20 protein-coding genes and 1 tRNA gene are annotated in these 23,947 nt (G+C 30.0%); 10 read left to right on the plus strand and 11 right to left on the minus strand.

The genetic code is table 11. The features are described 5' to 3' along the window. Nucleotides 1–22: 22 nt before the first annotated feature. Together AQ1689_RS07325 and AQ1689_RS07330 are read right to left on the minus strand one after the other, a co-directional pair. Complete coding sequence (locus AQ1689_RS07325; RefSeq protein WP_101914829.1) at nt 23–646, minus strand: YqaA family protein; 624 nt, start codon at nt 644–646, stop codon at nt 23–25. Between the two features lie 83 nt (nt 647–729). Continuing rightward, nucleotides 730–2,286: an NAD(P)/FAD-dependent oxidoreductase gene (locus tag AQ1689_RS07330; protein ID WP_101914830.1), complete on the minus strand. Its 1,557-nt coding sequence runs from the start codon at nt 2,284–2,286 to the stop codon at nt 730–732. 169 nt (nt 2,287–2,455) lie between these two features. On the opposite strand from AQ1689_RS07330, the gene aat reads away from it, so the two are divergent. Beyond that, nucleotides 2,456–3,079, plus strand: coding sequence for a leucyl/phenylalanyl-tRNA--protein transferase (gene aat, locus AQ1689_RS07335; protein ID WP_101955651.1), 624 nt, complete (start codon nt 2,456–2,458; stop codon nt 3,077–3,079). A gap of 235 nt (nt 3,080–3,314) precedes the next feature. Here aat and AQ1689_RS07340 read toward each other — a convergent pair whose 3' ends face one another. The 6 genes from AQ1689_RS07340 to AQ1689_RS07365 all read right to left on the minus strand — a co-directional run bounded on the left by AQ1689_RS07340 (nt 3,315) and on the right by AQ1689_RS07365 (nt 12,055). Beyond that, complete coding sequence (locus AQ1689_RS07340) at nt 3,315–3,779, minus strand: hypothetical protein (RefSeq protein WP_101955652.1); 465 nt, start codon at nt 3,777–3,779, stop codon at nt 3,315–3,317. Then, entirely contained in the window at nt 3,779–4,474 is a 696-nt protein-coding gene (locus AQ1689_RS07345) for a DUF3800 domain-containing protein (protein WP_101955653.1), read from the minus strand. Before AQ1689_RS07345 ends, AQ1689_RS07340 begins: the two co-directional genes overlap by 1 nt. A 3-nt stretch (nt 4,475–4,477) precedes the next feature. After that, a complete protein-coding gene (locus AQ1689_RS07350) occupies nt 4,478–4,675 on the minus strand; it encodes a helix-turn-helix domain-containing protein (protein WP_101955654.1) in 198 nt (65 codons plus the stop codon). 274 nt (nt 4,676–4,949) lie between these two features. Then, nucleotides 4,950–6,932: a CocE/NonD family hydrolase gene (locus tag AQ1689_RS07355; protein ID WP_101955655.1), complete on the minus strand. Its 1,983-nt coding sequence runs from the start codon at nt 6,930–6,932 to the stop codon at nt 4,950–4,952. Between the two features lie 486 nt (nt 6,933–7,418). Continuing rightward, on the minus strand, nt 7,419–9,911 hold the full coding sequence (locus AQ1689_RS07360; RefSeq protein WP_101955656.1) for a zinc-dependent metalloprotease: 2,493 nt from the start codon (nt 9,909–9,911) through the stop codon (nt 7,419–7,421). A gap of 284 nt (nt 9,912–10,195) precedes the next feature. Beyond that, the gene (locus AQ1689_RS07365) at nt 10,196–12,055 is read right to left on the minus strand and encodes a M61 family metallopeptidase (RefSeq protein ID WP_101955657.1); all 1,860 of its coding nucleotides are present in this window, start codon (nt 12,053–12,055) and stop codon (nt 10,196–10,198) included. Nucleotides 12,056–12,180: 125 nt separating this feature from the next. Between AQ1689_RS07365 and AQ1689_RS07370 the strand changes: the two genes are divergently transcribed. After that, complete coding sequence (locus AQ1689_RS07370; RefSeq protein WP_232120368.1) at nt 12,181–14,316, plus strand: YgiQ family radical SAM protein; 2,136 nt, start codon at nt 12,181–12,183, stop codon at nt 14,314–14,316. A 165-nt stretch (nt 14,317–14,481) separates the two neighbouring features. Next, nucleotides 14,482–15,309, plus strand: a complete 828-nt coding sequence (locus tag AQ1689_RS07375; protein WP_101955658.1) for a GIN domain-containing protein — start codon at nt 14,482–14,484, stop codon at nt 15,307–15,309. 89 nt (nt 15,310–15,398) lie between these two features. Here the strand turns inward: AQ1689_RS07375 and AQ1689_RS07380 are convergent, their stop codons facing one another. Next, the gene (locus AQ1689_RS07380; protein ID WP_101955659.1) at nt 15,399–16,325 is read right to left on the minus strand and encodes a hypothetical protein; all 927 of its coding nucleotides are present in this window, start codon (nt 16,323–16,325) and stop codon (nt 15,399–15,401) included. Nucleotides 16,326–16,375: 50 nt separating this feature from the next. Then, the gene (locus tag AQ1689_RS07385) at nt 16,376–17,458 is read right to left on the minus strand and encodes a DUF6688 domain-containing protein (RefSeq protein WP_101955660.1); all 1,083 of its coding nucleotides are present in this window, start codon (nt 17,456–17,458) and stop codon (nt 16,376–16,378) included. A gap of 174 nt (nt 17,459–17,632) precedes the next feature. On the opposite strand from AQ1689_RS07385, the gene AQ1689_RS07390 reads away from it, so the two are divergent. The 7 genes from AQ1689_RS07390 to AQ1689_RS07420 all read left to right on the plus strand — a co-directional run bounded on the left by AQ1689_RS07390 (nt 17,633) and on the right by AQ1689_RS07420 (nt 23,408). Next, a complete protein-coding gene (locus AQ1689_RS07390) occupies nt 17,633–19,738 on the plus strand; it encodes a hypothetical protein (RefSeq protein ID WP_101955661.1) in 2,106 nt (701 codons plus the stop codon). Between the two features lie 232 nt (nt 19,739–19,970). Continuing rightward, nucleotides 19,971–20,135, plus strand: a complete 165-nt coding sequence (locus AQ1689_RS07395; RefSeq protein ID WP_180947552.1) for a hypothetical protein — start codon at nt 19,971–19,973, stop codon at nt 20,133–20,135. Nucleotides 20,136–20,246: 111 nt separating this feature from the next. Next, nucleotides 20,247–20,507, plus strand: coding sequence for a hypothetical protein (locus AQ1689_RS07400; RefSeq protein ID WP_101955662.1), 261 nt, complete (start codon nt 20,247–20,249; stop codon nt 20,505–20,507). Nucleotides 20,508–20,518: 11 nt separating this feature from the next. Next, nucleotides 20,519–20,725 carry a DUF6140 family protein gene (locus AQ1689_RS07405; protein WP_101955663.1) on the plus strand — a complete coding sequence of 69 codons (207 nt, stop codon included), beginning with the start codon at nt 20,519–20,521 and terminating at the stop codon, nt 20,723–20,725. Between the two features lie 79 nt (nt 20,726–20,804). Beyond that, a complete protein-coding gene (locus tag AQ1689_RS07410) occupies nt 20,805–22,541 on the plus strand; it encodes a hypothetical protein (protein ID WP_101955664.1) in 1,737 nt (578 codons plus the stop codon). Nucleotides 22,542–22,543: 2 nt separating this feature from the next. Beyond that, the gene (locus AQ1689_RS07415) at nt 22,544–23,068 is read left to right on the plus strand and encodes a hypothetical protein (protein WP_101914845.1); all 525 of its coding nucleotides are present in this window, start codon (nt 22,544–22,546) and stop codon (nt 23,066–23,068) included. A gap of 4 nt (nt 23,069–23,072) precedes the next feature. Further along, the gene (locus tag AQ1689_RS07420) at nt 23,073–23,408 is read left to right on the plus strand and encodes a hypothetical protein (RefSeq protein WP_101955665.1); all 336 of its coding nucleotides are present in this window, start codon (nt 23,073–23,075) and stop codon (nt 23,406–23,408) included. A 223-nt stretch (nt 23,409–23,631) separates the two neighbouring features. Here AQ1689_RS07420 and AQ1689_RS07425 read toward each other — a convergent pair. Beyond that, nucleotides 23,632–23,716, minus strand: a tRNA-Ser gene (locus AQ1689_RS07425). Between the last annotated feature and the right edge of the window lie 231 nt (nt 23,717–23,947).

Genomic DNA, 23,947 nt, shown 5'->3' on the forward strand with positions numbered 1-23,947 from the left:
TGTTGTTTTTAATAATATTAATTTAATTAACCATACTGAAAATAGCCCAAGCATAAATAGCAAAACGTAAAAAACGAAATAGCCCAAAAAAGACTACTTTTTTAAACGGATACTTAATCATACCGGCTGTTAAACAGCTAATAGCAAACGGCAAGGGTAATAATGCGCCCACTAAAATTAAAATACCTCCCCATTTACTGGTGTTTTTGAGGTTTTTAGCCATTTTAACTTCCAGATAATTTTTTATTGACTTAATTTTTAAAGCTGATCTTCCTATAAAATACGCCGTTAAACCTCCTAAATATGACAAGGTTGCTAATAGCGATAAGTTTAACAACGGATCGGCTGTTTTCTTTGACCAAGCAATAAAAATTTCAGGTGGAATTAACCCTAAAATTGTTTCAGAAATGAAAAAAGTCGTTAAAATACCAATCCTAGAAAATGTTTCGGTTACTATTTGTAAGCCGTCATTAATGTTATAAACATATTTATTAAATAAAAATACGCCTACAACAGCAAGTACTATTGGTAAAAAAGCTGCCTTTAAACTTTCCCAAATAAACATATAAAAACCAGTGCGTTGATAATAAATATGCAAACGCTTTACGTGTGGTTTTTTATTTTTTATGATTCTTTTTTTCTTCACTTTATAGTTCCTTAATTCTCTAAGCCTTTTTAGATTACAAAAATACAAGGTAATTACAGATAAATCAACAGAAATATTGTTAATTATAAGTTAGCAATAGCAGCTTCAGCACAACGCTCGCCATCCATAGCCGCAGAGATAATTCCACCAGCATAACCACCACCTTCACCACAAGGATATAAACCGTCTAATTGTGGATGTTCTAAATTTTCTTTTCTAGGGATATTTACAGGCGATGAAGTACGAGACTCAACCCCTATAATATTTGCTTCGGCTGTATAATATCCGTGCATTTTTCTACCAAAAGCATCAAAACCTTTACGCAATCTGCTTCCGATAAATTTAGGAAGTAATGAATGCATTGGCGCTGAGGTTAAACCTGGCTGATACGAAGTTTCATTTAAGCTTGATGATAATTTACCTTCTACAAAATCGGTTAAACGTTGTGCAGGGGCAGCCTGTGTTTTTCCACCAGCATTAAACGCTAATTTTTCTAAATCTTTTTGATATTCTAAACCTTTTAAAGCACCGAATTTTTCGTATTTATAAAGGTCTTTATCAATATTAATTTCAACAACAATTCCTGAGTTTGCAAATTTATTATTTCTTCGAGATGGCGACATTCCGTTTACAACAACTTCACCATTTGCAGTAGCTGCTGGTACAATAAATCCACCAGGACACATACAAAATGAATACACACCTCTTTCGTTTACTTGGTGTACCAAACTATAAGCCGCAGCAGGTAATAATTCATCTCTTTGACCATCACAACTGTATTGAATTTGGTCAATAATTTCCTGCGGATGCTCAACACGAACCCCCATAGCAAATGATTTTGCTTTTAATAAAATATCTTTTTTATCTAATAACTCGTAAATATCTCTTGCAGAATGACCAGTTGCTAAAATAACCGAATTAACCGTCATTTCATTGCCGTTTTTTAATCGAATAGCCTGTAATTTACTATTTTTAATCACAAAATCGGTAACACGAGTTTCAAAATGAACTTCGCCACCGTATTTTATAATATTCTCACGGATGTTTTCAATAATTTTAGGCAATTTATTGGTTCCAATATGCGGATGTGCATCAATTAAAATATCTTGTGCAGCTCCATGATATACTAAATTCTCAAATATTCGGCGAACATCGCCACGTTTTAAACTTCTGGTATATAATTTTCCGTCAGAATACGTTCCTGCACCACCTTCGCCAAAACAGTAATTAGAATCTTCATTTACAAAATGCTCTTGATTAATAGCACGTAAATCTCTACGACGATCTTGTACATTTTTTCCACGTTCTAACACAATCGGCTTGTAGCCTAATTCAATACAACGAAGCGCAGCGTACATTCCCGCAGGGCCAAAACCAATAATATGTATTTCCTTAGCGTTAGAAACATCTTGATATTCAAAAACATAATCAGGCGTATCAGGCAAAGGCTCGTTTACATAAACGGCTACTTTATAATTAAAAATCACGTCTTTTTTACGTGCATCGATTGATTTACGCAATACTTTTACCGTAGTTATATCTGAAATCGCGATTCCTAATTTTCTAGAAGCTTTCTGTTTTAAAATATCAGCTTTCTTTTCTTCTATTAAATTAACGCGTAGTTGAAGTTCTTTTACCATTTTGCAAAATTATGCAAAATAATATAGATTTTAATAGATAGCTTCTTATTTTGATAAGGGCTTGTTTAAAAAATAAAAAAAATCATCCTAAGGTTCTTGTTTTTTTATTTTTACTGCTGATAACTACACTATATTTGTGCTGTTTATTAATCGTTATAATTTTTTTTAGATGATTTGGTTACCTGAAGAAATAGTATTTCCGCCCTATGAATTTGCAAATGAAGAAGGTGTTTTGGCATTTGGAGGCGATTTATCGGCAGAGCGTTTGGAGTTTGCTTACAAAAATGGAATTTTTCCATGGTTTAATGAAGGCGAGCCAATTGTTTGGTATGCGCCACCAGAACGTATGGTTTTATTTCCTGATCAGGTAAGAGTTTCAAAATCGATGAAACAAGTTTTACGCAAAGAAAATTTTGTAATTACAGAAAATAAAGCATTTCGAGAGGTAATTTTTAATTGCCGTCATATCGACAGAAACGACCAATTAGGAACGTGGATTACTGATGATATGGAAAATGCCTATATTAATTTACATGATAAAGGAATTGCAAAATCGATAGAAGTTTGGCAAGATGATATTTTAGTCGCTGGTTTATACGGTATCGATTTAAAAAATGGTGTTTTTTGTGGCGAAAGTATGTTCAGCAAAGCAAGTAATATGAGTAAAGTAGCGTTTATTCATTTGGCTAAAAACTGCGGATATACATTAATAGATTGCCAAGTTCATAACGAACACCTAGAAAGTTTAGGTGCTCGTGAAATTGATAGGAATGATTTTTTGGCGTTGTTGTAGGGTTTCGTTATCGTATTTTATAAAAACCTACTTACTTTTGGTTTAGCTAGAAATACCAATAACGATACACTTTGTTCAGTATCTGGCATTGTTGTTGTGCTATCATATATGCAAGTTTTCTGCTTGAAAATTTTCATTGTTTAAAATAAGTTGTAGATTTGCATTGTTCTTTACCTTGGGTATGGAATTTACAAAGGTCTTAAACGTTGAACCCGAATCAACGTTTTTTTTGTGCTTAATTTTTTCCAAAGTATTTTTCACTTTTCTCAAAATCTGGACTATTCAAAATGTTATCAATATCATTTTTTTCATATGCTGTAATAAATTTAGCTTTGAGTAAAGCCGTAAACATTACAATAACAACATAGTTTCCTTTTACAACTGCAACACGTCTATTTTTATAGTATTCTTTTCGTTGAGTATCCCAACCTTTTTTTAAAATTGCATTCTCATCTTGTAAGGTGTCTTTAATCCATAACATTTTCTCAAGACGATTTAAAGATAAAATAGATTTATCTTTATGTTTTCTGTCTCTACTTTCATAAAAACAATGGTCGAACATATCTTCATAAAACTTAACAACAATTCCGTCAAAAGTTTTGATTCCACACAAACAATAAACATCTTTCCATTGGTTTCTCATTTTGATCTCTAATTCTTCTTTTTCAATCTTATGTGGTTTTAGTTTTTTGTACGACATTACCAACCACCATTTAAATTGATTAAAAACACATTAAATTTTTCTTGAAATTTAGGCGTAGACCTAATTTCTTTTCCTAAATATGTTTCTTCAATGTATTTTGTTAATTCTATTTTTGCTTTACTTGTAGTCTTATTGTTGAATTTTGCATTTGTCAAACCTGTTAAAATGTCAGCAAGTTGAATAGCTACCGATTCATCTGAAGGTAGTGCTTGAAGAGTAGGAATACTTGAAGTTAAATTAGATAAATCAAGAACATTTTTTAAATCTTTTAACCTGTTTTTATCTCTATTAATTTTATGGTCTAAAAATATAGAGTATTCATTAAAGTCAAATATCCAATGATGAAGAAGTTGGTAATAAAATTTATAAAAACCTAATTCTACATCATTATTACTAAAGTTATAATTATCAACTTTCGAAATATCTATAATTATAGTTCTAAATCTTAATTGTGGTGTTTGAAAAAAATAATCTAAAATATCCTTATATAAGTCATAGAATTTTGGAGAAACTTTATTCCATTTTAATTCTCCATATACTTTATGTTTTTCTTTTATTTCTTTTATTTTATATTTAAAAATATCTCTATAACTTGAAGTCATCCATATTCCGCCAATTGCAGTATAATCATGAGCTTGTTTGTCAACAAGAGCTTCTAAGCCACTTTCATCACAATAAATTTCAAATTTCATATTTTATTGTTTTTTTGTAGATGTAATTAATAGTCTAACATCAACATCTAGAATTTTGGCAATTTTAAACAAATCTTCTAAATTTGGTTGTCTCCTATTTTGAACATACGCATTAATCATATTGTAGCTTTTGTTTAATTTTTCAGCTAACCAAGTTTGTTTAATGCCTTTTTCTTTTAATATCTCTTTAATTCGATTCATTTACTTACAAGTCTTACTGCAAACATATAAAAACATATCATATAATGAGATATTAAAAGTGTTTTTAGTTGTGTTTTTTATGTCTAAGTAGCTGTTTTGTTTCTTAAGTTGTTGAATATAGACTTCTAACTGTTAATATTTTCATTGTTTTAATGATGTATATCTTATGACAAGGTATTTAGCTGTTTTTGAGTCAATAATCAAGCTAATTTAAACACAAAAACCCCATAATTTTCATCACGAGGTTTATATAAAATGAATGTTTTAAAGTAGATTATTCCAACACAGAAAACTCAATACTAGAATCTGAAAAAACAGTATGTGTTTGGTTTTTGAAATCTTTTTTATCAGCTTTATAAATATTATCTACATAGGTTTGCGGATTCAAATCGATTAAAGGAAACCAGGTACTTTGCACTTGAATTTGTAATTTATGCCCTTTTTTAAAGGTGTGAAAAACATCTTGTAATTTAATATTTACTTCCGTTTTTTTGTTTGGAGTAAACGGTTCAGGCTTCGAAAAACTGTTTCTAAAACGCCCACGCATCACCTCACTACGAACCATCATATGATAATTACTCAGCTTTAAATGCGTTTGCATATCTTTATTATCATTTTTGATATCCGAAGGATGCACATCAATAACTTTTACAATCCAATCGGCTGCTGAACCTGTGGTGGCTACTTTTAGTTTAGCTAAAATATCTCCCGCTAAAGTAAAATCTTCGGATAAAATATCGGTTTGAAAAACCAATACATCGGGTCTTCGTGCCGCAAAACGCTGATCGTCGGTCATGTATTTTCTTGGTGTGAAAACAGTTTTTATATCTTGTGAATACGGAACAGGATGTTTCAAATCACTTACAAATGTTGTTTTTGAATTCCCTTTTTTAGTTTTCTTTTTATTGGTAGTTAATTCTTGATTTTCTGATAAGAAAAATGACTGCTTTTTCGTGTTTTTTGGAGGCCAAACATCGTATGATTTCCATTGTTTTTTTCCTGAATCAAAAACATAAGCTTCTGGTAATCCACTATTTTTTGAACCGTTTCCTTTTAAGAAATGATTGAAAAACTTCGTTTCGATATTTTTCTGAAAATTAAGTGAAATAGAATCTCCAAAATAGTAATTCCCAACTTTATTGGCTACTTTATTTCGAGACCATCCGCCGTGATCCCAAGGACCAAAAACTAAAGTATTGTAATTGTTAGGTTGGTGTTTTTCAATATTTTTATACGTTTCTAAAGGACCGTATAAATCTTCGGCATCAAATAATCCACCAACAATCATCGTGGCTACTGTTGAAGGAACTTTGTTTAAATGTTGAATAATTCCTTTGCTTTGCCAAACGCTATCGTAATTAGGATGTTCAACGATTTCTTTCCAGAAAAAATCAGCTACTTTATTGGTTTTTTTATCCGCAGTAATTTTAGAGGCAATTGTAGCATCTAATGTATCATATTGAAAATATTCGTTTAAGTTTTTTAAAGGTCCTTTGTCTAAAAAAAACTGATATTGGTCTTTTGTTTTCATCTTCGGAAAAGAATACCAAGAGGAATCTGTAGGTTGGTCTTTATACGTTCCGAATAATGGAATTGCGTTAAAATAACTTAGCATAAATGCGCCATTATGATGAAAATCATCAAAAAAGAAATCGCCAATACAAGCCTGTGGAGATGCTGCTTTTAAAGCAGGATGTGCATCAATTGCTGAAATAGTGGCGTAATGACCAGGGTAGGAAGTTCCCCAAGTTCCAACATTTCCATTATTGTTTGGCGTGTTTTTAACTAACCAATCAATTGTATCAAAAGTATCGCTGGTTTCATCGGTTTGTTTGGCTTTTTTATTAGGAATGTACGCACGCATATTGTCGTAAACGCCTTCGCTCATCCAACGACCACGAACATCTTGATATACCACAATATTCCCTTGTTTCATTAAAATAGGATTGGGGGCAATTCGGGTTTTGAAAGTGTCTTTTCCGTAAGGACGACAACTATACGGCGTTCGTTGTAATAAAATAGGATATGTTTTTGAGCTGTCTTTTGGCGTGTAAATAGTGGTGTGTAATTTTGCACCATCACGCATGGTAATTTTTACTTCTTTTTTGGTAAAGTTGTCTTTTACGTAAGTATTTTTAACCGCTTTTTTTGCTTCGGATGTTTTTACTTCGGATGTTGCTTTTTTTACAGCATTTTTTGGTGTACAGCTAGTAATTAGCAATACTAAAATGATGGAGAATTTAAGGAGTAGTTTCATGCAGTTTTGTTATTTAGGGAGTAAATATAAATAAAAGAAGTTGTATTGAAACCGATTTTAAAAATCAGCTTCGATACAACTTCTAGGAAAGGTTTTAGAACCTGTTTAATTCATCTGAAAAAAATATCACAGAAAAATAAGGAATCGCATTCGTCAACCTGAATTTAGTTCAGGTTCGCATCCTGATTTGCCGTGTTTTTTAGCTTTTTTTTGATGAATTTTATACTAAAAAAGTTCTCGATACAATTTTTTTGAAGGAAAAAAATCACTCGAACTGACAGTTTCTTTATTGGTTTTTGCAATAAAATTAAAATAGGCTCTAAAAACTTTATATATTATCTTCTATATTTTAAAAGTATCTAAAAATCCCTAGCCCCGATTGAGCAATTGTTTGAGCTCTTTTTTGTTTTTTCTTTTCAAAAAATAAAAAAAGCGAGTGCGGAAAGCGGGAAATAGCTTCAAATAATTTTAAAAGATAAAAACAGCTTATTTAGGTTCTAAAATAGTATTTATTCTATCTAAAACATCTTGTAAATGATAACGAGAAATATTGTTTTTAGCAATACTTAACGCTCTTTTAGCATCTGTTTTTAAACGTTTTAATTCGCCTCTAACAACCGATTTAATATCCGATTGGCTAATGTTTACCGCGGTTTGTTTAAAATATCCGCCGTTATTATGTCCTTTTTGATTTTTAGCTTTGTTTAATAAAAAATCTAAGCGATCTAAATGGGCACGTTGTAAATTTCTACGGTACGCATCAATGGTTTTACGGCTGTATAATTCGCTCCAAATTCCTTTGCGCAAATCTTGCATCATATTTACAAGGGTGTAGGCTTTTGCACCGTTTAAGGTTTCGTTTTCAATTAAACGCGTCATTCTACCGGTTTTTAAAATACGATTTAAGGTTCTTGTTTGTAATTTTCTAATACGCTGATCGGCACCTGAAAATTGTATTTTATCAAAAATATTTTTATCTAATAACCAGTTTGGTGTTTTAAATAATTGCTCGTTTACAAATTTCAAGGCATTTTTCTGATGATTTTTAGAAACATGGGTATATACAGCGCCATTTTGATTTGCGGTTTTGTAATTTTCGTAAACACCACCAATATTAGAACTTACATGCCCCATATAGCGATTAAATTGCCCTAGTAATTGCCCGTACATGGTTTTTAATTCGTCGTAATTTTCGCCATCTTTAGTCGTCCATTTTTCTAAATTTGGTAAAATACGCTGAAGGTTTTTAATTCCGTACGCACTTGCTTTTATAGCATCATCACCTAAATCTTCTGTTTGTGAACTTGGGTCGATAACATTTACAACTTGCTGATGTCCGAATCTATAAATAGGATTATCTGCTTTGTCAAGAATCCATTTATTTAAGATTTTCTTTTCATCTTTAGCCGATGTATTTACTATCGGACGGTATCCCCAACTGATAGCATATTTATCGTAAAGTCCAATATTTGGCATTAAAGCAACGCCTTTATCTTCAGGCTGTGCGATGTAATTAAAACGCGCATAATCCATAATTGATGGCGCTGTTCCGTATTTTTTAGTAAAAGTTGCCGAACGTAAAGAGTCTACAGGATAGGCTACTGAACTTCCCATATTATGAGGCAATCCAAGGGTATGCCCAACTTCGTGAGACGAAACAAAACGAATTAAACGTCCCATAGTTTCTTCTTTAAATTCCATGCTTCTAGCATCAGGATTTATAGCGGCAGTTTGAATAAAATACCAATCGTGCAGTAAAGTCATTACATTATGATACCAGTTAACATCCGATTCTAAAATTTCTCCAGAACGAGGATCGCTTACGTGAGGACCGTTGGCATTCGGAATTGGCGAGGCTAAATAACGTACTACAGAATAACGTACATCTTCAGGGCTCCAATCTGGGTTTTCTTGCTTTGTAGGCGCATCTTTTGCAATAATTGCATTTTTAAAACCAGCGGCTTCAAAGGCTACTTGCCAATCATTTATTCCTTGTTTGATGTATTTACGCCATTGTTTTGGAGTGGCATCATCAATATAATAAACAATTTGTTTTTTAGGTTCAACCAATTCTCCGTTGTTAAATTTTTCAAGGTCTTGTTCTTTAACTTCTAAACGCCATCTGTCAAGATATTTTACAGATTTACTTTTTTGAGCGTCTAAACCGTAATCAGTTTGCGACCTGGCAAACCATCCTACACGCTGATCAAAATAACGGCGTTTCATTGGTTTTTTAGGTAATAAAATCATTGAATTACTCAATTCCATTGAAATAGCACCAACACTTTTATTAGCAGGTGCGGCGCTAGAAACGTAGGTTTTTACGTGTCGAACTTCAATATTTTTAGGATAACTGCTAATGCGTTCAATATAAGAGCGCTTTGCATCCATTTTAGAAATTTTGTATTCTTTTCTGCTTCTTTGAGGGAAGCCAATCGCTTTTACATCGGTTTTAAATAAAGAAGAAACATCAATAACTGTAGCTGTTGAATCTTTGCTAAATGCTTTTATAGGAAAAGAGTATAAAATTGGCTCAAAATTAGAGTTTACCACGGCTTTATGAACAGGAAGCAGGCTGTCGGCAACCACATTATAAGAAACTACTTTTAGTAAAATATTTTTTTGCTTTTTTTGCCAACGCAATACTTGTGTGTTTTGTTTTCCGCCACCAAAACCAACACCACTGGCTGTTTTAGCAATTCTAGTAACCATTAGCATTTCACGGTTAAGTAACGAATCAGGAATTTCAAATAAAAATTGCTGTTCTTTTTGATGTACTTTAAATAACCCGTTGTCGGTACTGAATTTTTCAGTAACCACTTTGCTATAGGGTTTTATCGCATTTTTATCAGGCTTTGGTTTTGCCTTGCTTATTTCTTTCTTGTTTTTTTTCTTTTTGAACCATTGTGCATTTGCTTTGGATGAAAAGCTGATGCAAAAAACTACAAGAAGTAGCTGGAAGAATATTTTTTTTATCATAAATAAAGGGTTTTAAAAAAATTTATCGAAATTATTAAATTGCTATTTGTAAAATATTAATTAAATGTTAAAGTAAATGGTATTTTAAATAAAAAAGACAGCTAATTGGCTGTCTTTTTTGTGAACTGTTTAAATTTTATCTAAAAAAAATATAGCAGAAAAATAAGAAATCGCATCCTGATTTGCTGTAGTTCACTTATTGATGCGATGCTGAAATAAATTCAGCAGGACGTTTATTTCTTTTAAAAAACACTTTGTTTAGAATTTAAAGAGGTTCTAATAATTTAGTTTTTTAACCAAGCGTTTCTTAAAACTACTTTTTTGTTATCCGCAGATAATTTTTCAAGAACTAAACCAGTACTTTTAGTAGTTGGTTGTGTGTAATTTGCTGATAATTTTAAAAGTTTTCCGTTTCTAGTAACGTCCATTTTTATAATATCGCCTTGTTTCCATTGCATTGTTTTTCCTAAAATAGAACGGATGTTTTCTAATGATATTTTTTCATTATTAACACTTTCTAAAACATCGCCAGCTTTAATACCTAAAGCAGTTAATGCCGAGTTTGTTCTGATAGTAAAAAACACTTTTTTAGTACTATTTACAGAAATAAAAGGCTGTCCTTTTGAGTCGATAAAATAGGCTGAATTTTCTGTTTTTGTTTGGTTTTTAACCCCCACTTTTTCAAAATAAGTAGCGTAGTTAATTGGCGTAGCGCCTTGTACATGGTTTTTGAAAAATTCGCCAACAGAAGGGTAGGTCATTTTTACAATTTCAGCAATAATATTTTCATCTTTAAATGCCTTATTTTTTCCGTATTTTTTAGATAAATCAAGCATTAAGTTTCGAACTCCGTAGGTTCCGTTGCTTTCTTCTCTTAAAATAATATCTAAACACATACCTATTAATGCGCCTTTTTGATATACATTATTGTAGTTTTTAGCATATTTAGGTTCTAAGATGTTTTTACTCATTTTGGTAAAAGACATGGCATCGTTATAATTTAATGACCCAGCAATTTTTGAATTCATTTCATTGATAAATTCATCCTCAGAAATTAAACCTTGATTTACCTGAAAAAGATTGGCAAAATATTCGGTCATTCCTTCGTACATCCATAAATGCTCCGACATTTTTGCTTGGTTAAAATCAAAAGAATGAATTTCTTCAGAATGAACCGATAACGGCGATACAATATGGAAAAACTCGTGGGATACTGTTCCGTTAATCATATTACTTGCAAATTGTTCTTTGCTCATGGTTTCAGGATACACTACTGTAGTAGATGAACGGTGTTCTAAAGCGCCATATCCTTGAAATTTATACATTTCAGGATCAAATAAATAGACTAAAACATTGTATTCGTTTGTAGTTTCAAAACCCTTTAAAAAGTTGGTTTGAGCCGTCATCATGGTTTTTAAAGCGTCCTTTAAATCGGTTGCTTTGTGTGCGTTGTTAGGCGAGTAAATAGCTAAATTCACTTCAATTCCGTTCACCGTAAAACTCACGTTATTAAGCGGTGCATACATAATCGGATTGTCTGAAATTTCATCATATCGAGGTGCTAAAAACACATCTTTACTATTATCTGTTTTTGACGTATTTTTATTGATTAATGATGAGGTTTCATATAAATGTGTAGGATGCGTTATTGAAATTTGATACGGCAACTCTTTTTTATCATTAAAATAACCGATAAATCCAGGTAAATTTAATAAGAAATTTTTGTCTTCTTCAATATTTGTACCTGCCATTACATAGATATTGTGGTCTTTTTTTGAATCGAAAGTATCATCAACCCAATACGATATTTTATCCATGTTTTTGGCATTGTTAATTTGCCAAGAGTTTTCTGATAATTTTTGAATCGCTAATTCTTTTCCGTTATAATCAAAAGCTTTAAAATTTGAAACAAACTTCCCATAATTACTCATGGTATAGGTTCCTGGAACAATTGCAGGAATGTTATAAATTACAGTTTCTTCTTTTATTTTCTGTGGATTTATAGCGACCATTATTTTATCATCAACAACCGTATTTAAATCGATATTTACCGCAATGGTTTGGTTGTTTTTTTGCACCGATTTATAGGTAGAACAGCTAGCGAATAAAGCTAAGGAAACAATTCCAAGTATAATTTTTTTCATGAGAATATTTTGTTAGGTATAATTAGTATCCTAAAAATAGGATAAGTTACATTTTTTATTACTAAATTTAACATCTTTTTTTAAGCTTGGTAATATCAACTAAAACGTTGTACCTTTGCAGCGGCATGGGAATAAGACGAGTTTCAGATTGGTTACCGACTACAAATAAGGAGGTTAAGTTAAGAGGATGGGAAGAATTAGATGTAATTCTCTTCAGTGGAGATGCATATGTAGATCACCCATCATTTGGTCCGGCAGTAATAGGACGAATACTAGAAAGTTATGGTTTGCGAGTAGCAATTGTACCACAACCTAGTGTAAATGATAATTTACAAGATTTTGAGAAATTAGGAAAACCCCGCTTATTCTTCGGAGTAACGGGCGGATGTATGGATCCGATGGTGAGTAATTATACGGCAAGTAAACGCCGTCGTGATAAAGACGCATATACACCAAATGGTGATAAAGGGTTTCGACCTGATTATGCAACATCGGTATATTCAAAAATATTAAAAGAAAAATTCCCTGACACTCCAGTTTTAATTGGTGGTATTGAGGCTTCATTGCGTCGTGTTACCCATTACGATTATTGGTCAGATAAATTATTACCAACTATTTTAGAAACTTCTAAAGCAGATATGTTGGTGTACGGAATGGGGGAACAACCTTTACGAGAAATTGTAGAGCTGTTACAAAAAGGGGTGCCGTTTTCGAGTTTAAAAACGATAAAACAAACCGCTGTTCTTATTGATGAACATGAAAATGTTCCGAAGAATAAAAATTGGGAGGATGTAGAAATTAATTCTCACGAGGCTTGTTTAAAGGATAAAAAAACATTTGCATCGAACTTTAAGGTAATAGAGCAGGAGTCGAATAAATTATATGCACGTCGTATTTTTCAAAAGGTAGGAAATAAAAAATTGATGATTAATCCACCGTGTGCAACAATGACCGAAGGAGAAATTGATGCTTCTTTTGATTTGCCTTTTACACGATTACCGCATCCAAAATACGATAAACGTGGACCAATTCCTGCGTTTGAAATGATTAAATTTTCGATAAATATTCACCGTGGATGTTTTGGAGGATGTAGTTTTTGTACAATTTCTGCACATCAAGGAAAATTTATTGCTAGTCGTAGTCAAGAATCGGTATTAAAAGAAGTCGATACGGTTACTAAAATGGACGATTTTAAAGGATATTTATCTGATATTGGTGGACCTTCTGCGAATATGTATCAGATGAAAGGAAAAATCCAATCTATTTGTGATAAATGTGTGGCGCCTTCTTGTATTTCGCCAGTAATTTGTAGTAATTTAGATACTTCGCACAAACCATTAACAGATCTTTATAAAGCTGTTGATGCGCATCCGAAGATAAAAAAATCATTTATTGGAAGTGGTATCAGGCATGATATGTTGGTGCCAGAATTCAATAAAAATGCCGACCCAAAAGAGTTAGATGCCTACACCGAAGAGGTGATGACAAATCATATTTCAGGGCGTTTAAAAGTAGCGCCAGAACATACTTCTGACCCTGTTTTAAAGTTAATGCGTAAGCCGTCATTTAAATATTTTCACATGTTTAAAGAACGATTTGACCGCATTAATATCAAGAAAAAATTAAAGCTTCAGTTAATTCCTTATTTTATTTCGAATCACCCAGCCTGTGAAAAAGAAGATATGGCAAATTTGGCTGCCGAAACAAAAGATATGGGGTTTCAGCTAGAGCAAGTGCAAGGGTTTACGCCTACGCCAATGACGGTGGCTACGGTAATTTATTATAGTGGATTTCATCCTTATACTTTAAAACCGACAAAAACACCTAAAACAGCGAAGGAAAAAGAAGATCAACATAAATTTTTCTTTTGGTATAAAAAAGAAAATAAAGATTGGATTCGCAATACACTGAATAAAGTAGGGCGAACAGATTTACTTAAAAAATTATTGCCTGAAAATAATTCGTGGAAAAAGAATACGACAGCAACAGATGCTAAAAACACCTTTGATGATGCAGTACCTTTTAACAAGCGAAAAAGTAAAAATTACCGATCGCCTAAAACAGCTGTAAAAAATACAAGAGATACAAAAAGTACTAAAAATCAATTGGATGAAAAAGTGCCTTTTAATCAACGTAAAAATAAAAATTATAGAGCGCCTAGAGTAAACGCAAAAGAAAGCCAAAATAACGGTGGTTCTAAAACGGAAGCGAAAGAAACTAAAAAATACAGCGCTCCTAAAAACAAAAAAAGGAGAAGGTAAATTTGTTTTTGAAAGCGTAAAAAATATTTAAAGTCAATATAAACCTAGTGTGTAAAAGCACTAGGTTTTTTTTGTGAGGTTTAATATATAACTAGTGACTTACTGATGGTTTAGGGGTCTTAAATATGGTTTAATAACCGTTAACTATAATTTAAAATTAATACCATGAAAAAAATAATTTTAGTCGTATTTTCAGTAATGATTAGTACCGTAGTACTTGCTCAGGATAAACAGAAAATTAAAGGAAATAAACAAGTAATAACAACGAGTAAATCTATTGATAAAGCATTTTATAAAATTGAAATTGACGATGCTTTAGAATTAAGTATAAATCAGGCTGCTAAAAACAGTTATGTATTAACTACGGATAAAAATTTACACGAAGTTATTAATTTTGTAGTAATAGACAGTGTTCTTAAAATTGCAACAACACATAAAATAGCAAGGAGTAAAAAACTTAAAATAGTATTAGATTTTGTAAAACTTGAAAAAATCACCTTAAAAAATGGTGCTAAAATAAAAGGAGACGGAATATTCAACTCAAAAGTAATGCATATTGATTGCTATAACTCAAGTGAGTTTGAATTAGATTTAAAAGCGGAAGAAGTTACTGTAAATATGCTTGGAAAATCAAAAGGAACGTTAAAAATAAAAGCAACGAACACCACTTTTTTAATGTCGGATAAAGCAAGGCTAGAGGCTCATGTTTTAGCCGATAATGTTACCGCTAAATTAATGAATTCAGTCGATTTAAGTTTAGAAGGAGAAGCTAAAAAAGCAAGCTTTAGTTTAAAAGAAGCTGCTGATATGAAAGCAAAGGAAATGAAAATTTCTGAGCTAGATGTATATACTTCAGGGAGTGCAGATGCTTCTATCTATGCAGGAAAAAATTTAATTTTATATGCCGAAGGTAAAAGTGAAGTAGCAATATATGGCGAACCTACAATAGAATTAAAAGGTTTTAAAGGGGCGGCTAAACTTTTTAAGAAGTAAGCAGTAACCCAAAAATATCATTTATTTTAAAAGCTATATTACCTAAGTAATGTAGCTTTTTTTTATGCGTTTTTTGAAAGAATAAATGATTAATAATATTTATATATGTGTTTAACTTTGTCATTTTCGATTACTAAAACACGTTTATTTTTATCGTATTTAGTGAGTAAAGGAGGAGTGTCATCTTTGTATAAAATTTTATCTAATTTTACCGAATTGGAATTTAAATCCATACGATAATTGGTAAAATAAGTATTTATAATTTTACCATTATTATCTAATTTATATCCTTTGATAAAGAAATATGTACCAGCTCTTGCTTTTATTAATTTTATAGTTGACAGATTTTTATTAAATGTATAATATTCAATAAAGTTACCTTCAAGAAGTTCATTATAATTTGTTTTAATAATTTCGCCTTGATTATTATAACTGAATTTATGACTAAATGTATTATTAGATACTATTAAGTTCTTATTATTAGTTTCATATTTTGTAATCGTGTTTTTATCTGTAGCAAAGTATGTTAGATATTTTGTTGATTTTATCCTTTTAGAATTTTTGTATGTTTTGGTTTTTTTAATGTAGTCAATTAAACCATTCCGATTATAAATAATTTTATACGAGCCATTTCTTTTAGAATATAAAGAGTCTAATCTGCCTTTTTTATCAAAATAGTAATCGTATAACTCATATTTTGTTGAAGAAGTAATCTGCCTAATATTTTTAGGAATAGTATAAACACCTTCAATATTCATATAATAACTTGGGGCAATATCTTTAAAAATCAATTCTTCGGATAATTTATTTATAAGATTATTTTCTATTATAAATTCATTATTTGAGTTTTTAAGCGAAATATTTAATGAGTTTTTAAATGTAATATTAGTTTCTACTTCTTCTACTTCTTCTACTTCTTTTTCTATTACTTCTTTTACTATGGGTTTTGTGGTTTTACAACTATATAAAACGGTTATTAATGATATGTAGCATATTAATTTCAGGTATGTTTTCATATTAAATTATTGATAATTAGTATGTAAAAGTACTGGGTTTTTATAAAATGTTATCTGTATTGTCTTTTGATTAATTTTTCAGGTTTCGTGCAAAATAGATATAGAAAAATAATAAAGAACCATTCGAGCGGTTTCATTATTATGTATGTTACATCAGATTTGAAAGGCGTATTTATAACTTTGGATAAATTATAGCCGTAAGTATCATAATTTTTACGAATAAAATGATGTATTTTCGGGTAATTAACTTGAATTAAATCTTCAAAAGCATTGGCAATCATTAATTGCCTATTTATTACAATTGGTTTTCCGTGTCTTTTTCCTATTCTTATCGGTTTTACAATTGTTGGATTTCCTCGCGCTGCAACAGTACATAAATAGTGCCCTTTATGGTCTAGTGCTGGTGGATGTGATTGTTGAGAAAAACGCCAAGTTGTAGTATCAGTAAATACTTTTATCATGCTGTCAGAGTCTTGTCCGAATAGCATTAAAATGATGGTTATCACACAAAAAACAGGAAAAATTAATACTAGTATTAGTAAAGGATATGATTTTATTTTGAAGAGTATTTTATGTAAATAATTTAACGTGGAGTTTTTGTATTGATACTCCTTAAAATGATTAGCAACAATATTAAAGCTTTTAGCCAATATGTAAATAGCACTAATACTAGATATTAGCGGATAAAATAAAAACAACGTTATTGTATTGTTATTTGTTGAGGTATTAATAAGCGAGGCGGAATTGAATTCAAACATATCATTTGAATACGATGTTTGAAGGATGATAAAAATATTTAAAATAATACCAATAACGACAAAAACACTTGTAATAGCCCAAGTAAGTGGTGGTAGTGTTTTACTTTTCTTCCAAATTAAAATTTTAGAAATAATATACAATATGTAAAATACAAAAACAGTGAGCATATGTTTTTGTCCAAGAGGAGTGTAGCCTTGGTCCATTGGATCTATGGCTATGTTATGTTCAGCACTAACTAGCAAGCAAAACAAAAAAGGAATAAAAGTAATTAAATGAATGATAGCACTAATAATACTAGCTGCTGATGCTTTTAATTTAATAGCAAAAAAGAGAGATATTATAAATAATAAGAAAATAATCAATAAAATTTCCATAATATAAATGTTTAGAATCTCTAAAGTAAAGAAAATAAGGGGTTAATAAATAGTTTTGATTTTTTATTTAACGCTCGTAGTATTTTAAAAGATGTTAGAAAGTAAACTCAATTATCAAAAATTTATTTTAGTTATATTTGAAGGATAATTGCTATCAATAAAAAAAAACATTGCATGTTAAAAAATATTTCTATTCACAAAGCAACATTTCATGATGCTTTTCAGATGGATATTGAAGAAAATCAAGATGTATTAGAAGATATTTTATCTACTGAAAAATTTATATATCCGCTAAAAGATAAAGATCATTATTATTTATATGATGTATCAGATAAAAAAATACTAGATAAAAATTTAAATCCTGAAAATTTTAAAATAGATACTACCGCAGAAGTTGTTAGTTTTACAGGCGTTCCTATGGAGTTAATTGCGAACATAAAACTTCCTGAAAAAGTTACCGCTTTAGTCTTTCAAGGCGGAGATTTAATGCCTTTGCAAATGGGGAAAACTCCCAAAGGCGATGCTTTATGGAAAACGATAATGAATTATATCCGATTATATCCTTTTAATGAAAATATTTCAGAAAGGATTTTGATGGAAAATGAAATCAGAAAACTATACGCTAAGCTTCCCTCATATATTGCTGATTTTGGGCTGACAACATTATTTCAGAAAATAGAAGTATCCAACATTACCGAGTTTACAATTGGTTGGGCGTATTTCTCAGAATTGGATTTTAAAATACTTTCAAAATTAAACCAATTGGAAAGTTTAAGTATTTTATATTGTTATAATGATGCCATAAAATACTTGCCAAAAAACTTGAAGGATCTACAAATATTTGGAACTACAATTCAAAAATTATCTGAAATAAACCTTAATCTTCCAAATTTAATTGACTTAAATGTAAGCGGAAATGCACTTAATACATTAGATACTTTACATACTTTACCAAGCACTCTTGAAGGTTTAGATGTAAGTAATAATCTAATTAAATATTTTGATATTAGTGATTTACCTGAAAACTTAGGATATTTAGAGCTGTCAAATAATTTAATTACTAACGATTTTTTTAATCAAAAGGCAGTACATAAAAAAGTAAAATATTTACTGTTAAATAATAATGAACTAATTATTACAGCCTCTATATTACATTTAATTTTAGAGATTTTCCCGAATCTAGAGAGTTTAGAATTACTTGATAATGAAAAAAAAGGAATCCCTTCTGAGCTTTTTGGCGATTATGAACATCCAAATTGTTTGAAAAACGTACAGCATTTTTTAGAAGGCATTGATCTTCTTGTTGGGCATGATTATGAAGAGTTTTTAAGTGCATCAAAATTAAAAAAAATAAATAATTCAAGTAATTTAAATGATTTTATCGAAATTAAATGGCAAGAAAATAAATTTCCTGTAAAAATAATACTTGAACAGATTCAATATGAATTTTCTAAGTATTTTTTAAAAATGCCTTCTTTTACAAAATATGTAAACGGAATTTACTGTTTTATCGAACATGATAATTGTGAATTTTTACTCTATTTTGAAGAAGAAACCAAAGAAATTATCTTCAAAATACAAGCCGATACTTCAGCGATTGTTGATTTGTATTTTCATAAATATTTTAAGGAAATAAATATGATTATTTCTTCAAATTCACACATTAATATATTGCCATCAGTTAGTTGTAGTAAATCGTGTGATTTTTTAAAAGATTTTTGTAACAAAGTTTTTAAAATAGATTATAAAATTAAATCGGATATTATTCTTAAAAAAGAAACGGAAAATATTAAATTATTAATCAATAATAGAAGCGTTGAAAGCGTTAATGATGCTGGGAAATTTGCTGGAAATAAATATCAGGAAATACAAAATATTGCTTTTATTTTAATTTCGGGTAAAAGTGCGTATCCTTTTATTATCAAAGACGGTATTGTAACAAACGCTTTAAAATTAGCTAAAAATTCAGAGTATTACTATTATTTAACATTAAGAACTGCCCTTGATAAAGAAGTTTATATTAAAAGTATCACTAATAAATACTTGACTGAAAACACTTTAGTGGAATCGAGTGTTTTTATTGATAATAATGTTAAAAAGAAATTATCTTGTTTTGTAAATCCGAATTATTTTAAAGTGAAAGACAATGTATTAACTATTAATGATTTGCAATTTCCAAAATTAGCTGAAAATCATCTGAAAAAATTAAAAATGGACTCTAATAAATATTGTCATTTTACGATTGATAATCAAATTATTGAACTTAAATATAGTCATTAATTTACGATAGATCTCCTATTGATGCGATGCTGAACTAAATTCAGCATGACGATTGTCTATTTAAAAAAACTCCTAAGTAATACACTTAGGAGTTTTTTTATGCCTCAAATTTAAGTACAAAATTATTTTCTGTTCAGCCCTGAACACATTGTTTTTAAGGTATTTGTATGTTGCATCTTTGTAGTGTTATTAAGATGTAATGAATTTAAGTTAAACAATTAAATTGAAAAAAATGGCAGAAAACAAAATGAACAATGGAGTAGCAGTTACGGGAGCAGTAGGAGCAGTTGCAACAGCTGTGATAGGAACAACTTTAGCAGCACCACTAGCTATTGGAGCTGGTGTTGGATTAGCTATTTGGGGAGCAGTTGAATTATTCAAAAGTTCTAAACAATAAAAGTTGAGTTAGATTCCGAAAAACGGTGTAAAATTTTGAATATATCTTTTTTCGGAAATTCTACTTAAATATAAAACTAAACTTATTTGGTGAGCCAATAAATTAAAAAAGATGATAAAAGTATATCAAGCCGTATTGCGTCATTCAATTCTTATGATATCGAAAAAAACAGATAAAATAGCATTGACAATTTTCCTAAATCAAAATACTGATATGGAAATTACTGTTGGCGGATTGGCTATTAATACGATTATCAGACAAGCATATAATTATTATATGGAAAAAAAGAACTACAAAAGTGCGTACTTAATATTAACAACGTATAAACCTGAATTATATAATTTAAATCTAAAAATCAATAAACTTAATTAAAACTAAATATTATGGCAACATTTCAAATTACATTAAAAAGAAAATTATACATCGATCAGCAATGGGTTGAACCAGGAATTTCTGTAACCGTGGTAACTCCTGGAACAATGGTTTGGACAACCGATGGAAAACAACAAATTATCAACGCTTTTAGTAGAATGTATGGGCTTACAATTTCACCTGGAGATGTTTCTATGAATACTTTTAGTGTAAATTAATCTTTAAAATGAAAGCAATTTTAACGCCTGTTTTAGTTTAAAATAGGCGTTTATTAAAATTAAAACACATATAATATAGATGACACATAAAGAAATTATAAAACCAAATCTTGATAAGCTACAAGCTAAAATAGTGGATGCGATTATAAAAAAAGCGCAGAAATTACATGTAGATTCACAGGTTATCAATAGAAGAATGCTTGTTGATTATTTAAATTATACATTACAAATTAATTTAAAAGAAGGGCTTCATATTAAACAACTTTTAGAAGATGCGTATGTAAAAGCATCGTATTCTTCTAGTATTCAAAATGCGATTGTAAATAATATTTACGATAACGATGGGCGAAATAAAGTTTTTAATCCTAACCGTGTCGCGCAACGTGTAACTGCTTTAGATATTCAAAATCCTGAAATAGATTTAGATGATTTTAAATTAATTGAACACGGAACTCAACTGGTAAAACAATTTGATGGAACTTCTGATATTCAGGCTATTCAATCGAATATTGAAACATTAAAACCCACAAAAGAATTTTCTTTAACAGGGAAATCTAAAGTTGAGGCGAAGAGAAAACACGCTTTCAACATCAAGCAAGAATATGCTAAAATAATCGAAACTCATGAAGTTGTAAAAGACATCAATCTGAATTTAGTTGATGATTTTGATAAAACTAGAAACAAATTAAAATTAGTTCGAGAAGATTTATTAAATCTTTTAATTGATTTATTTGGAGACCAAATAAAAGTAACAGAACCTGAATTATTTGATGTTTCTGGTATTAATTGGGAAAACTTTGAAGATAGCTACGCTAAATTAGATACTTTTTTTGCTTGTATTGACCAAAATGTTGAAACCTTTAAAGGTTCTCATCAACAACATATGGCGGATATTTCTCAATCAGGGAAAAATCAATTTAATAGTTTTATGGATCAAACTACTAAATTATCAAATAAAGGAAGTTTAAAATCTCAAGATATAAAAGCTGCTGCTGGAGTTGCCGCAGTTGGGTTTTTAATAGAAGGTGGTTTATCTATTGCAAAATCAAGAACTGAAGCCAAAAAAACAATTGCTCAAATAGATTTCGATATTGAAAAATTGAAAGAAGGAATGCAAGGCGATGTTCAAATAATTTTAGATGATATTTTAAAATTAGGATATTTTTATTCAGAATTAAAAGATAAATTAATTCCTCAATTGCAATTATTCAGCCAGGTAACGGTTAATAAATTAACCAATGATATTGCTCCTTTATACAAACAAATTATTTCGAATACAGAAATAAAAAATTTAAGAGACAGCAACCAAAATTTAATGACAGAACATCGAACGATTCAAGCAGAATTAGCCGATCAAAACGAACAAATTGAACTTCACGAACAGGAAGAAGAATATTTAAAAGAAACCATTAGAAATCAACAAGGAGAACGTAGTTTTTTAATGTCTTTACAGCCTATTGAACCAAATCCTGTTTATAAAATAATATCTCCTAGTAAATCAAAAAAACTGTACAATCATACAATAGAAAATTGGACAGCTTTTTGTAAGCCATTTATCGAAAATTTTAAAAATTTACAAGCTAATCTTGTTGAAGAAACTAAAATAAAAGAAGATAAAATTACCATTGTTGAACAATTAACCAACAGACAAGCTAGTGTTGAACAAGAGTTAAAACAAAATTCTAAAAAAATAAAAACTGTTTTCGAACAAGCAGGAAATAAAAGTGTTTTAAAAGATTTATTAACTCAAATTAGGGATTTTACAATTTCATCAAAAGGAGTTCTTGAAGTAAACATATCAAAAGAACTTGTTTAAATATGGAAAATCAACTAATCACACAAGCAGGGCTGAATCAAATGAGCGCTGTTGTAAATAAGGTTTTTTTAACAGAAAATATTCATACAATTTATGATGAATTAATTTTAAATAATGCTGAAAATCATCAAAAAATAATTAAATCGCTTGTTGGTAAAATGGATAAAGACAAGCGTTTTGATACCATTGATGCTCATATAAAACAAAAAATTGCTTTAACAGGATTGGCTTGTTTGTCGGATGTTATCAAAACATACGATTTAACTAGAAAAAAGAATTTTCTTCAAAAACAAAATAAACAAGTAATGGATTTGTTTTTGAAAAATTACGACCAAAAACTTGAAAATTTAAAGCAAGAAATTAAGAAAAATAAAGATGATTTTTTAGCCTTAAAAAATAATGTTGACAATATGTCTTTAGGACAATTGGCTAATCAAATAAATGAATTTCATAACCCAAATGCTACTACAGAAGTAACCAGTCAAGACGTTGATGATTTACTTAATGGAGGCACTTTAGAATTTTAAAAATATGTTTACACAAAAATTTATAGAAGAAAATTTTTTAACAAAAATCCAAGTTTTAAAGGCATTTCTTTTAGGTAAAGAAGACCGATTATTTATAGAAAATCCTGACGATTGGGAAGAAAAAAAGCCAAGACGTATGTTTTATCGAATAAATTATTTTTTAGCAATATTCTTTACGTTGTTTATTTTGGGGCAAATTCAGAAAGGAGAATTAACAATAGGGATTTTTATCGTTTACTTAATCATTTTGTTGAAACCACTTGTTCATTATTTTGCGTTAGAAAATAAGAGAATTAAAATGAATATTTTTTTGTATAAAAGGTTATACGGAATAGAGTAATCTGAAAATTACGAATACACGAATAATCGGGGGAAATTTGCTATTTCTGAAGAAGAAAAAAATTGCTATGTAAAAAGAGAATATTGCTATGTAAAGAGCGCATGAAATTTGAAAAAGAAAAACAAAACGTTGTCAATTATATTGATAGCGTTTTTTTTTGGTTTAAATTCTATATAAAATAAGCACAAAAAAAAACCGAAACAACTAAATGTTTCGGTTTTTGCGGAGAAAGAGGGATTCGAACCCCCGGTACCTTGCAGTACAACGGTTTTCAAGACCGCCGCATTCGACCACTCTGCCATTTCTCCAGACCTGCTAAACAAGTATTAGTTGTTAGCGGTTGCAAATTTACAACCTTTTTTTTGATTATTGCAAGTTTTTATTGTTTTTTTATTTTAAAATATTTTATAGTTGAAAAATCGAATCCGTCAACCTGAATTTAGTTCAGGTTCGCATCCTGATTTGCCGTAGTTCTCCTGTTGATGCGATGCTGAAATAAATTCAGCATGACGAGAATTTGGTTTTTATTTAATTTTTAA

The organism is Tenacibaculum finnmarkense (genome assembly GCF_900239185.1).
GTDB lineage: Bacteria > Bacteroidota > Bacteroidia > Flavobacteriales > Flavobacteriaceae > Polaribacter > Polaribacter finnmarkensis.

Coding starts and splice junctions, on each gene's coding strand:
- AQ1689_RS07365 (WP_101955657.1), bottom strand. CDS start 12,055: ATGAAAAAAATTATACTTGGAATTGTTTCCTTAGCTTTATTCGCTAGC.
- AQ1689_RS07400 (WP_101955662.1), top strand. CDS start 20,247: ATGATAAAAGTATATCAAGCCGTATTGCGTCATTCAATTCTTATGATA.
- AQ1689_RS07375 (WP_101955658.1), top strand. CDS start 14,482: ATGAAAAAAATAATTTTAGTCGTATTTTCAGTAATGATTAGTACCGTA.
- AQ1689_RS07395 (WP_180947552.1), top strand. CDS start 19,971: ATGGCAGAAAACAAAATGAACAATGGAGTAGCAGTTACGGGAGCAGTA.
- AQ1689_RS07405 (WP_101955663.1), top strand. CDS start 20,519: ATGGCAACATTTCAAATTACATTAAAAAGAAAATTATACATCGATCAG.
- AQ1689_RS07330 (WP_101914830.1), bottom strand. CDS start 2,286: ATGGTAAAAGAACTTCAACTACGCGTTAATTTAATAGAAGAAAAGAAA.
- AQ1689_RS07360 (WP_101955656.1), bottom strand. CDS start 9,911: ATGATAAAAAAAATATTCTTCCAGCTACTTCTTGTAGTTTTTTGCATC.
- AQ1689_RS07415 (WP_101914845.1), top strand. CDS start 22,544: ATGGAAAATCAACTAATCACACAAGCAGGGCTGAATCAAATGAGCGCT.
- AQ1689_RS07380 (WP_101955659.1), bottom strand. CDS start 16,325: ATGAAAACATACCTGAAATTAATATGCTACATATCATTAATAACCGTT.
- AQ1689_RS07385 (WP_101955660.1), bottom strand. CDS start 17,458: ATGGAAATTTTATTGATTATTTTCTTATTATTTATAATATCTCTCTTT.
- AQ1689_RS07410 (WP_101955664.1), top strand. CDS start 20,805: ATGACACATAAAGAAATTATAAAACCAAATCTTGATAAGCTACAAGCT.
- AQ1689_RS07390 (WP_101955661.1), top strand. CDS start 17,633: ATGTTAAAAAATATTTCTATTCACAAAGCAACATTTCATGATGCTTTT.
- AQ1689_RS07340 (WP_101955652.1), bottom strand. CDS start 3,779: ATGTCGTACAAAAAACTAAAACCACATAAGATTGAAAAAGAAGAATTA.
- AQ1689_RS07350 (WP_101955654.1), bottom strand. CDS start 4,675: ATGAATCGAATTAAAGAGATATTAAAAGAAAAAGGCATTAAACAAACT.
- aat (WP_101955651.1), top strand. CDS start 2,456: ATGATTTGGTTACCTGAAGAAATAGTATTTCCGCCCTATGAATTTGCA.
- AQ1689_RS07355 (WP_101955655.1), bottom strand. CDS start 6,932: ATGAAACTACTCCTTAAATTCTCCATCATTTTAGTATTGCTAATTACT.
- AQ1689_RS07420 (WP_101955665.1), top strand. CDS start 23,073: ATGTTTACACAAAAATTTATAGAAGAAAATTTTTTAACAAAAATCCAA.
- AQ1689_RS07370 (WP_232120368.1), top strand. CDS start 12,181: ATGGGAATAAGACGAGTTTCAGATTGGTTACCGACTACAAATAAGGAG.
- AQ1689_RS07345 (WP_101955653.1), bottom strand. CDS start 4,474: ATGAAATTTGAAATTTATTGTGATGAAAGTGGCTTAGAAGCTCTTGTT.